Source organism: Micromonospora sp. NBRC 110038 (assembly GCF_020884815.1).
Taxonomy (GTDB): domain Bacteria; phylum Actinomycetota; class Actinomycetes; order Mycobacteriales; family Micromonosporaceae; genus Micromonospora; species Micromonospora haikouensis.
In genome coordinates this window covers 246,863-260,335 of sequence record NZ_BBOL01000008.1, presented here as the reverse complement: position 1 = coordinate 260,335, position 13,473 = coordinate 246,863, and the positions used below count along the sequence as shown (strand labels likewise).

At 71.4% G+C, this 13,473-nt stretch carries 15 protein-coding genes; 10 read left to right on the top strand and 5 right to left on the bottom strand.

The window, feature by feature from the left end:
* The first annotated feature begins 38 nt into the window (after positions 1–38).
* Positions 39–1,838, top strand: coding sequence for an ABC transporter ATP-binding protein (locus LPU61_RS25255; protein WP_305072001.1), 1,800 nt, complete (start codon positions 39–41; stop codon positions 1,836–1,838).
* A 335-nt stretch (positions 1,839–2,173) separates the two neighbouring features.
* Positions 2,174–4,879 carry a hypothetical protein gene (locus LPU61_RS25250; protein WP_229406364.1) on the top strand — a complete coding sequence of 902 codons (2,706 nt, stop codon included), beginning with the start codon at positions 2,174–2,176 and terminating at the stop codon, positions 4,877–4,879.
* 6 nt (positions 4,880–4,885) lie between these two features.
* On the opposite strand, the gene LPU61_RS25245 is transcribed toward LPU61_RS25250, so the two are convergent.
* Genes LPU61_RS25245 through LPU61_RS25235 form a run of 3 tightly spaced genes read right to left on the bottom strand, consistent with a single transcriptional unit; the run spans position 4,886 to position 6,122 of the window.
* Positions 4,886–5,449, bottom strand: coding sequence for a GNAT family N-acetyltransferase (locus LPU61_RS25245; RefSeq protein ID WP_043963368.1), 564 nt, complete (start codon positions 5,447–5,449; stop codon positions 4,886–4,888).
* 59 nt (positions 5,450–5,508) lie between these two features.
* Positions 5,509–5,826 carry a hypothetical protein gene (locus tag LPU61_RS25240; RefSeq protein WP_043963369.1) on the bottom strand — a complete coding sequence of 106 codons (318 nt, stop codon included), beginning with the start codon at positions 5,824–5,826 and terminating at the stop codon, positions 5,509–5,511.
* A gap of 2 nt (positions 5,827–5,828) precedes the next feature.
* Positions 5,829–6,122 (bottom strand): DivIVA domain-containing protein, encoded by a 294-nt coding sequence (locus tag LPU61_RS25235; RefSeq protein ID WP_229406363.1) that lies wholly within the window; start codon positions 6,120–6,122, stop codon positions 5,829–5,831.
* 214 nt (positions 6,123–6,336) lie between these two features.
* Here LPU61_RS25235 and LPU61_RS25230 point away from each other — a divergent pair, with 214 nt between their 5' ends.
* On the top strand, positions 6,337–6,576 hold the full coding sequence (locus tag LPU61_RS25230) for a winged helix-turn-helix domain-containing protein (protein ID WP_043963370.1): 240 nt from the start codon (positions 6,337–6,339) through the stop codon (positions 6,574–6,576).
* Positions 6,577–6,838: 262 nt separating this feature from the next.
* The gene (locus LPU61_RS25225; protein WP_082106336.1) at positions 6,839–7,675 is read left to right on the top strand and encodes an enoyl-CoA hydratase/isomerase family protein; all 837 of its coding nucleotides are present in this window, start codon (positions 6,839–6,841) and stop codon (positions 7,673–7,675) included.
* 83 nt (positions 7,676–7,758) lie between these two features.
* On the opposite strand, the gene LPU61_RS25220 is transcribed toward LPU61_RS25225, so the two are convergent.
* Positions 7,759–8,451 (bottom strand): SDR family NAD(P)-dependent oxidoreductase, encoded by a 693-nt coding sequence (locus tag LPU61_RS25220; protein WP_229406362.1) that lies wholly within the window; start codon positions 8,449–8,451, stop codon positions 7,759–7,761.
* A gap of 131 nt (positions 8,452–8,582) precedes the next feature.
* On the opposite strand from LPU61_RS25220, the gene LPU61_RS25215 reads away from it, so the two are divergent.
* The 6 genes from LPU61_RS25215 (at position 8,583) to LPU61_RS25190 (ending at position 13,044) form a co-directional block, all read left to right on the top strand.
* Positions 8,583–9,053, top strand: coding sequence for a helix-turn-helix domain-containing protein (locus tag LPU61_RS25215; protein ID WP_229406361.1), 471 nt, complete (start codon positions 8,583–8,585; stop codon positions 9,051–9,053).
* A gap of 303 nt (positions 9,054–9,356) precedes the next feature.
* On the top strand, positions 9,357–10,364 hold the full coding sequence (locus LPU61_RS25210; protein WP_229406360.1) for a 4Fe-4S cluster-binding domain-containing protein: 1,008 nt from the start codon (positions 9,357–9,359) through the stop codon (positions 10,362–10,364).
* Between the two features lie 35 nt (positions 10,365–10,399).
* On the top strand, positions 10,400–10,810 hold the full coding sequence (locus LPU61_RS25205; RefSeq protein WP_043963373.1) for a hypothetical protein: 411 nt from the start codon (positions 10,400–10,402) through the stop codon (positions 10,808–10,810).
* A complete protein-coding gene (locus LPU61_RS25200; protein WP_229406359.1) occupies positions 10,807–11,478 on the top strand; it encodes a hypothetical protein in 672 nt (223 codons plus the stop codon). Before LPU61_RS25205 ends, LPU61_RS25200 begins: the two co-directional genes overlap by 4 nt.
* Entirely contained in the window at positions 11,468–12,088 is a 621-nt protein-coding gene (locus LPU61_RS25195) for a thymidylate synthase (protein WP_229406358.1), read from the top strand. Before LPU61_RS25200 ends, LPU61_RS25195 begins: the two co-directional genes overlap by 11 nt.
* On the top strand, positions 12,085–13,044 hold the full coding sequence (locus tag LPU61_RS25190; protein WP_229406357.1) for a hypothetical protein: 960 nt from the start codon (positions 12,085–12,087) through the stop codon (positions 13,042–13,044). The genes LPU61_RS25195 and LPU61_RS25190 overlap by 4 nt, the downstream gene beginning before the upstream one ends.
* Here LPU61_RS25190 and LPU61_RS25185 read toward each other — a convergent pair.
* Positions 12,992–13,468, bottom strand: a complete 477-nt coding sequence (locus LPU61_RS25185) for a hypothetical protein (protein ID WP_229406356.1) — start codon at positions 13,466–13,468, stop codon at positions 12,992–12,994. The genes LPU61_RS25190 and LPU61_RS25185 overlap by 53 nt on opposite strands.
* Between the last annotated feature and the right edge of the window lie 5 nt (positions 13,469–13,473).

The window sequence follows — 13,473 nt, the reverse complement described above, 5'->3', positions numbered from 1 at the left end:
GGTAACCTCAGCATTGTTTCCGACCGAAGGGCGGTCCCTTGGACACACCCACCACCCACCGCGAGGGCCGGGGCGGCCCCCGCACCGTCAGCCCCGCCGAGAAGGCCCAGGCCCGCCAGGTGCCGCTGCGCCGGGTCGGCCGGCTCTTCGCCCCGTACCGCTGGCAGCTCGCCACCGTCACCGCGATCATCGTGGCCTCCTCGATCGTCGCCATGGCCTCGCCGTTCCTGCTGCGCGCGGTGATCGACCGGGCCCTGCCCGAGCACGACCTGACCCTGCTGTCCCGCCTGGTCCTCGGCATGGTCGCCGTCGCCGTCGTGACCGCCGCCCTCGGCGTGGTCCAGACGTGGCTCTCCACCCGCGTCGGCCAGCAGGTCATGCACCGGCTGCGCACCGACGTCTTCGCCCACCTGCACCGACAGTCGATCGCGTTCTTCACCCGCACCCGCACCGGCGAGGTGCAGTCCCGCATCACCAACGACATCGGCGGCATGCAGACGGTGGTCACCTCCACCGCCACCTCGATCGCGTCGAACCTCACCACCGTCGTCGCCACCGCCGTGGCCATGGTGGCGCTGTCCTGGCGGCTGTCGCTGATCTCCCTGGTCGTGCTGCCGCCGTCGATCTGGCTCACCCGCCGGGTAGCCCGGATGCGGCGCGAGATCACCGCCCAGCGGCAGCGCGAACTGGCCGACCTCAACGTCACCATCGAGGAGGGGCTGTCGATCAGCGGCGTGCAGCTCAGCAAGACCCTCGGCGCAGGCGGCGCGCTCGTCGACCGGTTCGCCGCCTCCTCGGCCCGCCTCGTTGACCTGGAACTGCGCTCCGACCTCGCCGGCCGCTGGCGGATGGCCTCGATGAGCGTCATCTTCGCCGCCATCCCCGCGTTCATCTACCTCGGCGCGGGCCTGCCCGGGGCCGCCGGCACGCTCAGCATCGGCACGCTGGTCGCGTTCACCGCCCTGCAGGGCGGGCTGTTCCGGCCGCTGATGGGCCTGCTCGACGTGGGCGTGTCGGTCACCGCGTCGATGGCGCTGTTCGCCCGGATCTTCGAGTATCTCGACCTGCCCGTCGAGGTCGACGACCCCGCCGACCCGGTCGACATCGACCCGCGCCGGGTGCGCGGCCACGTGCGGATCGAGGGCGTCACCTTCACCTACCCGGGCAGCGACACCGCCGCCCTCGCCGGGATCACCCTCGACGTGCCGGCCGGCACCGGCCTGGCCGTCGTCGGGCACACCGGCTCCGGCAAGAGCACCCTCGCCGCCCTGGTCAGCCGCCTGCACGACCCGACCGCCGGCCGGGTCACCATCGACGGCGTCGACCTGCGCGACCTGCGGCTGACCGACCTGGCCGCCGTCGTGGGCGTGGTCAGCCAGGAGACCTACCTGCTGCACACCACCGTGCGGGAGAACCTGCGGTACGCCCGGCCGGACGCCACCGACGGCGAGATCGAGGACGCGGCCCGCGCCGCGCAGATCCACGATCTCATCGCCGCCCTCCCCGACGGGTACGACACCATGGTCGGCTCGCGCGGGCACCGGTTCTCCGGCGGGGAGAAGCAGCGCCTCGCCATCGCCCGCACCCTCCTGCGCGACCCCCGGGTGCTCATCCTCGACGAGGCCACCAGCGCGCTGGACACCGAGACGGAGCGCGCGGTGCAGCGGGCGTTCGACGAGTTGGCCCGGGGACGCACCACGATCACGATCGCCCACCGGCTGTCCACCGTGCGCGACGCCGACCAGATCGCCGTGCTTGACCACGGCCGCATCGTCGAGTCCGGCACCCACGCCAGCCTGCTCGACCGCGCCGGCCGCTACGCCACCCTCGCCGCCTGACGGCGGCTGGCCCCAACCGGGTGGTCCGCCGCCCTCCCACGTTCTCGTCGGTGATCAAGAGAAAAGCGTCAGAGTTGATCGACATTGACGCAAACCTCTTGATCAACGGCGTTGGGGCCGGGCAGGGCCGGGGGAGGGGGCGGTCGCGGTGGAGGATCGGAAAGTTGACAGTTGCGGTGGGGGCCCCTGGCGCCGTGGCGGGGGCCTCGATCACCGCCTAGCATCGAGCGACCGGTTTCACTGTTCGTTGTGCGGCACGACGGAGTGTTCCTTACCGGCGAGGCGGCGGGACCGACGATTTCGCGGATTCTTCGGCGGCTTCGGGGCGGGGGGACATGACCGAGGAGAGGGTGCCCGAGCAGGGCCGGCGGGCGTACGCCGAATTCCACCGGCTGGTGGAGCTGATCGAGTCGATGGTGCTGCGGCCCGCGCGCCGCGGCTGGCGGCTGCCGCTGCTGTGCCTGGTCTCCCGGCCCGGCACGCCGTCACCGCTGGCCATGCTGGCGCACGTGTTCGCCGGAGACGAGCGGCGGGTGCCGCACGTCCGCCTCGACGCCACCGGCCGGGACGTGCGCGCGCTGCTGCACGAGGCGTACACGGGGCTGGTGGCCGGCAACTTCGGCGGCGCCGACCGGCTGGCGTTCCGCCACTACGCGCTGGCCGACGGGCTCATGCAGGTGGACCTGACCGGCGTGGCGACCAACCGGCGACGCCGAGAGCTGATCCGGCAACTGCGCGAGCGGATGTCGCAGCGGGCGGCGTCGGACGGGCAGCAGGCCCCGCCGGACCCCGGGGGCTGGCTCGGTGTGCTGCTGTGGTTCGTCCTGCGCGTCCTGCCCGGTGTGACGTTCTGGCTGCTGACCAAGGGCTGGTTGTTCGGGGCGGGCCGTCGGTTCCGCTGGTTCCTGCGCCAGCAGTATCTCGCCCCCGAGCTCGCGGCCGGCGACTTCGTCGCCTTCGCCAGCCGGCTCACCGTCCCGTCCCGGGAGACCGAGGACCAGGAGCAGATCGACCTGCTGCTCGTGCACGCGTTCCTGCAGGACCTGCGCGTGGAGTACCGTCGCCGGCCGTGGCGGCTCAAGCCGTGGCGGCGCACCGCCTGCCCGGCGATCCTGCTCGACGGCCTCGCCCCGGGCAACGGCGGGTACGCCCTGGTCAGGCTCATCAACGCGGTCCGCGACGAGACGGGCCGCTCGGATCCCCTGCTGGTCATCGCGAACGGCCACGACGTGCCGCCGGACGGGCTGTCGCCCACCGATCCGGCCGTCGCCGGCCAGCTCGTGCCGCTGGACGGGGTGGAGGGGGCGTACCGGGCGTGGCGCAGCGGCCTGGCGCGGGCCCGGCGGGCGCGGGAGGACAACGCCTGGTACCTCCAGGTGGAGGTCCCTGCGGCCGACCTCACCCCGTTCCGCAACCGGCTGTCCCGGATCGTGCCGCCCCGCCCGCCGTGGCTGGCCCGGCCGGTCGCCCTCGTCGCGCTGGTCGCGGTCGTGCTGACCACCTTCGGCGTGTGGCAGATCCCCGGGCAGGCGCAGCGGTGGCGGGCGGACTGCGAGTGGCCGCCGTCGGCCACGGGTGGGCTGGTGCACACGACGGTCCGCGACGGCCAGTGCATCGGCTACAGCGACAACGGGCGGCAGCTCTTCAGCCGCGACGCGTCCCTGCTCGCCGTGCAGCGGCAGATCTTCGACCAGAACCGGGAGGTCGAGGCGGCGTGGGCCGTCCGCCGGGACCGGCCCCGGGTCACCCTGGTCTACTTCGGGTCGCTGACCAAGCCCGACGCGCTGCCCGGGGAGGAGACGTTCGCCGGGGAGCGGGAGGAGTTGCAGGGCATGGCGGCGGCGCAGCGCCGCGCGTACCTGGAGGCCAACGACGACCGGGCCAACCCGTACCTGCGGATCGTGGTCGCCAACGCGGGCCAGGAGATGCGCTACGCCGCCGACGTGGTGCGGATGCTGGCCGACCTGGCCCACGACGAGCCGACGGTGCTCGGCGTGGTCGGGCTGGTGGAGAGCCGCAAGGCGGTGCAGGACGCGATCAAGGCGCTGGGCGACCTCAACCTGCCCGTCCTCGCGCCGACCCTGTCGGCCGACCGGATCGCCGACGCCTCCAGCCGCTACCTGCAGATCTCCGCGCCGAACATCGACGAGGCGACCCTCGTGCACGACCACGTCACCGAGGTGCTGAAGAAAAAGCGGATCTTCAACTTCTACACGTACGGCAACGTCGACCCGGACGAGGGCGCGCGCGGCGACCTGTACGTCAACACGCTGCGCGACGGCCTGCGGTCCCGCTTCGGCGGCGACGCCTACCAGGAGACGTACTGGCGGCAGGGGGTCGACCTGACCCCGGTCTGTGCCGACCGCTTCGGCGACGGCGTGGTCTTCTTCGGCGGGCGTTACACCGAGTTCGGCGCGTTCGCCGCCCGGCTGGCCGAGAACTGCAGCGGCCGGGTGCCGCTGCTCATCGGCGACGACTCGGTCAACCGCTACCTGGCGAACACCGCCGCCCGCCGGCCCGCGCCGGACAACCTGCCTTTGGCGTACGTGGTCAAGGGCGAGCTGGCCTACTGCAACCGGATCATCGGCGCGACCGACATCGAGCGCAAGCTCTTCCTCACCGACGTGCGGACGGTGCTGTCGCTGTGCCAGTCCAACTCGCCCATCGGGGAGCGGGTCGGGCTGGCCTACGACGCGACCCGGCTGCACCTGCGGGCGGTGCGGACCATCGCCGGCAACCTCTCCGCCCCCGCCGGCCGCGAGTGGAACCCCCGGGAGGTCACCCCCACGACGGTGTACGTCACCATCCGCGACGTCGCCGACCCCGCGTACCGGGGGGTGACCGGGCTGATCCGGTTCGACGCCAACGGCATCGCGGTCGGCAAGCGGCTCGCGCTGCTCTGCGTGCCCGACATCCGCAGGGCGTTCGACTCGCCGTCGGACGTGCCGAGGGAGATCGACCGGCACCCGATCGACCCGGCGGAGAACGAGCTGTACGGCACCCCGCCACCGAACCGCCGGGCGTGCACCACCCAGGGGTGAGCGCGGCTACCGCCGCGCCCACTGCTCCTTGGTGATCTCGTAGAGCACGCCGCCGTGCTCGGCGCCCTCTATCATCGCCATGTCGTCGGGGACGGGGCTGGTCTCCGTGTGCGTCATGCCGAGCTTCTCCATGATGTTGCGCGAGGCGCGGTTGACGGTCATCGTCTCCGCCCAGACCCTGCGCACGCCGAGTTCCGTGAACGCCTTGCCCAGCAGGGCCCGCGAGCCCTCGGTGGCGTAGCCGTTGCCCCAGGCCGCCCGCCGCAGGCGGTAGCCGAGTTCGACCTCGTCCAGCGGGCCCTGCGGTGCGGGGCGCAGGATGAACCAGCCGACGAACGCGCCGCCGGCCTTCTCGTGCGCGGCGAACAGCCCGAAGTTGCCGTTCCACTTCTGGTAGCCAGCGAGGATGTTCGGCAGGTAGCGCTCGCGGACGATCTCCGGCGGGGTCGGCTCGCCGCCGCTCAGGTAGCGCATCACCTCCGGGTCGCTGTCCAGCTCGATCAGCAGGTCCGCGTCGTCGGCGGTGAAGTGGCGCAGCGCCAGGCGCTCGGTGTCCAGATAGGTGTCCACGCGGTGATCGTGCCCGAGGCGCGGCGGGCAGCCCAACGGGTTTTCCCGACGCCGCCTGCTCACCTCCGCAGCCCGGAAACCCGACCGACTCCCGAGGGGGTCGACGCGGACCGCTGCGCGGGGCGTGACGACGAGCGACGCGGGACGGTCGCCGTCGCCGGGGCCGCAGGCCGGAGCCCGGCGAGCTGGACGTAGATCTCGCGCTTGGCGGTGGCCAGGCCGCGCTGGTCGAGGACGTAGCCGGCGAGCCAGATCCAGCCGTGGTAGGTCGGCAGGTCGGGCACCGACACGACGCGGAAGGTGACGGCCCGGTCCCCGGCGAACTGCACCGAGGCCCGGCCGTCGACGCGCAGCAGGTCACCGGGGGCCGGGCGCACCGCTACCAGTGACCCCGGTTGGGCCGGGCGTCGTCCGGCGGGACGCACTCCCGGGCGTGCATGACCTGCCAGTCGCGCAGCGCCCGTTTCAGCCGGTCGTTCTCCTGGGTCAGCAGCCGCACGTCCTCGTGCAGCCCGGCCAGCTCGTCGGCCAGCCGGGCCTGGAACTCGCGCACCTGGTCGGCGTCGACGCCCCGCCGACGCGGGTCGAACGCCCAGGTACGCACCTCGTGCGGGGTCAGCCGGTCGGGCCGGCCCGTTCCGTAGAGCCGGCCGCCTCGATACACGTGGGCCACGACGATCCTTTCCGGGGCAGACGGGAGCGTGGAGCGTGCGTGCGGTGGGTCGGGGCGGGCAGGGCAGACCCGCCCCGACCGGGGGATGAGCCGACCCCGTTGCCACGCGAGGAGGAGCTCTCGACAAACATAACTAGGGAACACAGGAAAGTCAAAGCACATTGTTCAGGCATTCGAGGTGTGATCGAATTCGGGGTGCCACGCGAGGAGCGACATGCCCGAATCAGCCGAATACCTCCGCATCGCCGACGACGTCATCGCTGATGTCAGGTCGGGGAAGCTGAAGCCTGGCGACCGCCTGCCGTCGGTCGCCGAGACCCGTGTGAACTACGGAGTCAGCTACGGGACCGTGCAGCTGGCCTACGTCCGGCTTGAGGCGCTGCGCGTCATCCGTCGCCACCAGGGCAAGGGTGTCTTCGTCACCGATCCGAATACCTGGATGCGGGAGCCCTGATCGCGACACGCGTGCGCGTGCCGGTGAATGGATCCTCGTGCGCGAGTAAGCCTTCTGGCGAGCAGTCGTGCTCGTCAAGTCCGGCGGTCAAGGCTGGGCCTGACAGGAGCTGACGCGCTGTCGGCGCGCGGCATATGGCAGGTATCCGTGGCGATCCGTGGTACCTCGAAAGTGCGTTCTTGTGGTGCTCGATCTATCCGCCGGATGATCGGTATGCGTGAGGAACCTACACGCTTGTCGGCAACCGATTGGAAGAAATGCGATGCACCTTCCCGACTACTCGTCCTTGCGCGTGCGCCTCGCTGGTGGCGTCGCCACGGTTGCGCTCGACCACCCGCCCGTGAACACCCTGGACGGACAGATGATGCTCGACCTGCACGATCTGCTCGGGCGGCTGCGGACGGACGACACCACGCGTGTGATCGTGTTCGAGAGCGCCCACGACGAGTTCTTCCTCGCCCATGTCGACTTCGGGATCTTCGACAGCTACCCGGCGCTGGAGGCGGTCAAGAAGGACTACCCGCACGTCAACGTCCACCAGGGCATCGGGGAACTGCTGCGCAGCCAGCCACAGATCACCATCGTCAAACTGGCCGGCATCGCCCGCGCCGGTGGCGCGGAGTTCGTGGCCGCCGCCGACATGGCGTTCGCAGGCGCGGAACGCGGAAAGATCGCGCAGAGCGAGGTCCTGCTCGGGATCATTCCCGGCGGCGGGGGGACTCAATTCCTGCTCGAAAAGGCGGGTCGTAACCGTGCCCTCGAAGTGGTGCTGGGAGCCGACCTGCTCGATGCGGAGACCGCGGCGCTCTACGGGTGGATCAACCGGGCCATTCCCGACGCTGAACTCGACGCGTTCGTGACCCGGCTCGCCGGCAACATCGCGGCCCTGGACCCGGGCGTGATCGAGGGAGCCAAGCGTGCGCTTCCGGCCGTGGATCTCACTCGCGGCCTGAACGTGGAGCACGACGAGTGGAACCGGCTCGTCAGCGGAGACGCGCCAGCCAAGAAGATGAAGCTCGCGATGGAGCGGGACCTGCAGACCACCGAGCCGGAGCGTGATCTCGAAGGCTTCCTGCGCCAGGTCGCGGCTGACGTCTGACGCCGATGCGCTGCGTAGGCCCTCGACCGGGAGCCTACGCAGCGCTCGCCCCTCGACGGCTGGAGCGATCGGTCGACCCGGCACTACCGGGACAGCGCACGCTTCATGCGAATCGTGGACTGGTCCAGGATCTCGATGTCCCCGGCAGCGAGGCGGTCAAGAGCCAGGGACGCCAGGTGCTCCGGCTCGTTGAGGTCCTCCTTGGGAAGGGGGTAGTCGTGCTCGGCGGCGAAGGCCAGCAGTGTCTCGGTCGCGATGAGTCCCGGAACGAGGGCGCTGACCAGCGTGCCCTGATCCGCGAGTTCGATCCGGATTCCGTTGGTCAGACCCCACTGCGCAGACTTGGCCGCGGCGTAGGCCGTGTTGCCCGGGACCGTCTCCCAGGCCGCGCCGGAGAGCACGTTGAGAATTGCGCCCCCTCCGTTGCGACCGAGGACGGGCGCGAAGGCGCGAACCATGTTCAGTGTTCCGTAGTAGTTCGTGTTCATCACGTCGCGGATCGAGGCCAGGTCGCCGGTGACCAGGTTGCCTCCGGCGCTCGTCGCGGCATTGTTGATCAGGATGTCGGCATCGGCCGCCTGCTCGGCGGCGGCGGTTGCGGAGGCCGCGTTGGTGACGTCGAGAGCCAGCACGGTCACGCCGGGGATGTCGACGAGTTCGGGGCGGCGCGCGGCTGCGTACACCTTCGCGCCGCGGCGAACGAGCTCGGTCACGAAGGCGCGGCCCAGCCCCCTGTTCGCACCCGTGACGACGACAGTGGACGTGGCGATTTCCATGGATGTTCCTTGCGGGGAGAGAGGCGGTTGGGGTTTGGTCGGGGCAGCCTGGGACGGCGGCCGGACGGTGACGTGCCTACGGAGTGCACCCGCCCCTGCCCCGTGGTTGTCGCAGGGAGTGTAGGTTCCTCATGAATACCAGGCTGGTTGGGTCGGAGGCGCTGGTCAAGAACGCACTTTCGGCGCACCAGGTATCGGAAGGGATACCCATGACCACCACGGCACCCGGTACGAGCCCCCGATTCGTCGCGGACTGCCCGACCCGGCCGATCCTGGACCAGGTCGCCGACAAGTGGACGATGATGGCGCTGACGGTGCTGGAAGAGCCCACCCGCTTCAACGAGATCCGTCGGCAGCTGGAGGGTGTCACCCAGCGTGTCCTCACCCAGACGCTTCGGCGTCTGGAGCGCAACGGCTTGGTGGTTCGCCGCGTGCTCGAGACCTCCCCGGTCGGGGTCGAGTACTCCCTTACGCCCTTGGGTGAGTCATTCCGTGAGCCGTTCACCCGACTGTACGAATGGGCCCTGGCGCACAGCGACGAGATTCAGGAGTTTCAGCGGGCGTTCGACGCCAGAAACGCTCAGGCGACCTCGGCGAACTGAACGACACGAGCCGCCATACCACCCCGGCGTCGAGACAGCATCCACTGCAACCGACACGAGCCAACGAGCACGACTCCGCAGTCACCCCGCAGTCACGCCCAGGCATCACGATCCGACGGACCCACCCTACGAAGCGAAAGCGACGGATCTGCGGGCGACTGTGGTTGGGCCCGGTGGCGATGAGGAAATGACGGATATCTGACGCCACAGCCGGATCGGTGTCCACTGCGTAGTCGATACCCTGTCCTGAGCGCTCCGCTGATCGCGTGACGTGGCCGCGGGCGTACCCCGACGGAGGATCGCGTGGCTGAATCGGCACCGTCCCCCGGGCCCGACGGTGGCCGTCTGCTGGCCCGGTCCTATCGCATCGTCAACGCCGGGGCCGGCGAATTCGCATTCACCGACCTCAGATTGACGGCGCTCGGGGGTGTGCGGGGCCGGCAGTTCCGCCTCTTCACGCCGGTCAGGCGCGAGCGGCTGCGGCTGCCCACCTCCCTGCCCGAGTTTGCGGCCCTGCGGCACGAGGCCAACCTGTCGGACAGCCCGCTCGCCGTCGCCGCCGAGCTCGGCGGGCACTGGAGCGAACACAACCTCGCCGCCATCACCCACGTCGCCGCCTGCAACTTCCGGTGCCCCTACTGCTATGTGGACTTTGCCCACCTGTCGGGCGTGGACAGCTTCGTCGCCACGGCGGCGGCCGTCGTGGACGAGTTCGTCCTGCTCCGACAATCGTTGCAGGCTTCCGGTCGCGGGCTGAGCCTGCTGCGGCTCAGCGGCGGCGAACCGCTGCTGGCCCCGGCTCTCGTGCTCGACGTCCTGCGTGAGCTGCGCCGTCGCGAACTGCTCGGCTCGACCGTGCTCAAGGTGGAGTCCAACGTCTCGGCGCTGCCGTACGCGTGGCGGGAGAGCGCGGTGCGGCTGACCGCAGACGACACCGCCGAGCTGCCCCGGGTAAAGCTGCACACCACCCTGCACTTCCCGCCGGGCGCGCGGCTCTGGCCGGCGATCCGCAACGGCGTCGAGTTCGCCGTCGGCCTCGGCTTCGACGTGTATCCGGCCGTCGGCGCGAACGACTGGAGCGTGGCCGACCTGGAACGGCTCCACGGCGAGCTGGCCGCGATCAGCCCCGGCCTGCCCGCCCGGCTGGCGGTGCGGCCGTTCCACCTCGACTATCCCGTCCTGGCCGACCGGCGGTTGCTGCCCCGCCCCAGGGAGGTCGACGCGCCGTCCGTGCTGTGGGAGAAGATCCTTCTCCGCCGGTCGGGCGCGAGATATCTCGAAAGACCCCGGCACCTCGTGCCGTTGACCTGACTTCCGCCTTCTCGGAAACGACGGAGAGAGTTCCCTTGATCAGCTCAGTCACGATCTGCAGCAGTTCGAAGTTCTACGACACCGCGCGGCGGGCGGAGGAGATTCTTCGAAAGGCCGGCCTGACCGTCTACACCCCCCGCTACGACTACAGCGAGGAACAGGTGCGCGTCGGCGAGTCGGACAAGATCCGCCTCACCCGGGAATTCCTCGACAAGGTCGCCAGATCCGACGCCGTATTCGTCATCGCCAACGGCGGATACGCGGGGGTGAGCGTCTGCATCGAAGTGGGCTACGCCGTGGGCCAGGGCAAGGCCGTCGTGTTCTCCGAGGAGCCGGCCGAGTTCGCCCTGCGCGCGTTGGCCGACGCGGTGGTGCCGGTCGACGAGATCGGGGACGCGGTGCGGCGGATCGACCGGGACGCGCACCGCCCCGGCGGCCCCGCGTGATCGTGGCCGCGCCCGGCTCGTCGAGCCGTCTGCACGGCCCGGCCGCCGAACTGACCGGCGGGCTCTTTCCCGGGCTGGCCGTCAACCACCCGCGCTCCCTGTGGCACCGCGCCGCAGGCGACACCCTGGTCCTGTGCCGGGGGTTCGACATCCCGCGACTGGTGTCGACCGGCGTCGTCGACATCGGGATCACCGGCTACGACACGTGCGTCGAGTGGTCGCTCGCCAGCGGCGCGGGGCTCGTGCTGCGCGCGCTGCCCGCCGCGCGCACGTCGTTCGTCACCTACTGCACGGTGACCGGCCGGGACGTGCGGACCATCTACACCGAATACCCGGCGCTCACCCGGGCGTGGCTCGCGGCGCGGGCCGACGCGGGGCAGCCGCGCGTCGTGCCGCTGCGCGGTTCCACCGAAGGGGTGATCAGGGCGGACCCGCACGGGGCCGGCGTGCTGCTGGTTACCTCGGGCGAGACGATGGCGGCGAACGGGCTCGACCACGACGTCCCCCTGCTGGCGACGGACGTGTGCCTGGCGACCCGGGCCGGTGCGTCCCCCGCCCCGGGGCTGATCGACGTCGAGTCGCTGCCCTTGCTGGAGCTGCCGTCCTTCGGCCGGGACGCCGTGCCGAGGCAGCGGGAGCGGCTTCGGGGGGTGGGTGGTGGAGCTTGAGATCGCCACGGTCGCGTCCGGCTGGCCCGACGTCGTCGCGTTGTTCGCCGGGGACCTGCCCGTCCGGATCGCCACCCGGCACGGCGTGTCGTTCGACCTTCCCGGCCTGACGGTGTGGCTGCGGAACCCGGCCGACCTTACGCCACCACCCGGGTACCCCTACCCAGAGTTGATCAAGGACTACCGGGACCGCCTCTTCGGTGACCAGCGGGAGTCGTCGCTGCTGCATCAACGGCTGCGCCGGTGGGCCCCGGCCGACGGCACACCGGTCGACCAGTTCGCCCAGGCCGTCGCGCTGCTGCGTCAGGACGAGCACAGCCGGTCGGCGGTCTTCTCGACCTGGCAGCCGGGGGAGGACCTCGGCGGCCGGTTCCCCGTCTCGCCGGTGGGCGGGGCGTTGCGGATCGTCGCCGACGAGTTGGTCCTCTTCCTGACCGCGCGCAGCGTCGACGTCTGGGTGGGCCTGGTGCCCGAGCTGCTCACCTTCGCGCAGCTCGCCTCGGACGCCGCCCTGGACCTGGGGCTGACCCGCAGCCAGGTGTGCTACCAGGCGTGGAGTGCGCACCTCTACGAGGTCGACTACCTGACCTACCTGTCGGGGACGCGATGACCCGTTCGCTGACGCTGCTCGACAGCGGCGTGATCGACCCGCACACGATCGACAAGCTTCTCCAGTCGGTCGTGTTCTTCTCCGACCGGGTCGTGCTGCGCGCCTCCTTCGAGGTCGCCTCGGCGTACCGCGATCGCGCCGCCGAGATCAACCGGCGGATCGACGACCTGCACGACGCGGGCCTGGTCGGGCTCTGGGGCCACGAGTACGAGGTGGACGACGCGGGCCGGGTGCGGGTGGGCCGCGCCGCCGGGCGCGGCCGGCGGGCCGACCTGGTCGTCCCCCAGGGGCAGTTGCGCGAGAGCCTGACCCGGATGGACGAGGTGATGCGCGCGGTCCGGGAGGAGGCGTACCGGCCGGCGGTGGACGGGGCGCGGCCGCTGCGGCAGGGGGCGGCGGAGATCGTCAGCCTGCGCAACCACCTGGCCTCCCTGGTCATCTCCTCCGAGCTGCGGCAGGACGGGATGCTGGCCAACCCGGCCGTGCGGACCCACCTGGTCGGCGGCCTCGGGCAGCAACCGACGGAGCGGTTCGAGGCGGCGGTCGTGCGGGACGTCCTCGGGCAGTTGCGGATCGGCTCGCTCGGCCAGCTCAGCGTGGCGCAGATCGTCGAGGCGCGACGCCTCAACGGCGCCTTCCGCACCCTGCTGGACGACTCGCTGCTCGCGGTGGCGCGCGGTTACGACCCGGTGCTGACCCCGGAAGCCACCGCGCGCGAGCTGACCCGCCGCTACCGCGAGACGGTGGCGGAGTTCGCCCGGCCCCGGGTCGCCCGGCAGGCGGCGGAGGAGATCGCCTGGGACGTCCTCGGGGCGACCGTCCCCTCGACGGTGGTCCTCAAGTACGGGCTGCGTGCCCTCACCTGGCGCAAGGCGGCCCAGCGGGCCCGGCCCTTCCTGCTGCTCATGCACCTCGAACGGGCGCTTCGGTCACCCAACGGGCCCCGTGGTGCCTGACGAGCGCGGCCTCCACGTCGGCCAGCATCCGGTGCGCGTGCGGCGGCGACAGCATCCGCAGGTGCCACACCGCGACCGCCACCGGTCCGCCGGCACCCGCCTCGTCGCCGTCGTGCCGGCTCGCGCCGTACGACCACACGAGCAGCAGGGCCAGCGCGTAGCCGGTGTCGGGGTGCGCGTACCGCAGGTCGAGCCAGGAGCGGGAAGCGGGCGGGAGCAGGAAGACCCGGCCGTCCCGGCGGGCCCGCGCCAGGCTTTCGGACAGGTGCGGCAGATCCCGTTCCGGCGCGTCGGGGGCCACCCGCCAGCTGATGCCGTACGCGGCACACAGCGCGGCCGTCGCCGACAGCACCACGCGGCACTCGTCGGGACCGAGGCGACGCGGGCGGCCCGGCAGCCGGATCCCGCCCGTGGCGCGTCGCATGGCCC

Coding starts and splice junctions, on each gene's coding strand:
- LPU61_RS25250 (WP_229406364.1), top strand. CDS start 2,174: ATGACCGAGGAGAGGGTGCCCGAGCAGGGCCGGCGGGCGTACGCCGAA.
- LPU61_RS25230 (WP_043963370.1), top strand. CDS start 6,337: ATGCCCGAATCAGCCGAATACCTCCGCATCGCCGACGACGTCATCGCT.
- LPU61_RS25225 (WP_082106336.1), top strand. CDS start 6,839: ATGCACCTTCCCGACTACTCGTCCTTGCGCGTGCGCCTCGCTGGTGGC.
- LPU61_RS25220 (WP_229406362.1), bottom strand. CDS start 8,451: ATGGAAATCGCCACGTCCACTGTCGTCGTCACGGGTGCGAACAGGGGG.
- LPU61_RS25215 (WP_229406361.1), top strand. CDS start 8,583: ATGAATACCAGGCTGGTTGGGTCGGAGGCGCTGGTCAAGAACGCACTT.
- LPU61_RS25190 (WP_229406357.1), top strand. CDS start 12,085: ATGACCCGTTCGCTGACGCTGCTCGACAGCGGCGTGATCGACCCGCAC.
- LPU61_RS25185 (WP_229406356.1), bottom strand. CDS start 13,468: ATGCGACGCGCCACGGGCGGGATCCGGCTGCCGGGCCGCCCGCGTCGC.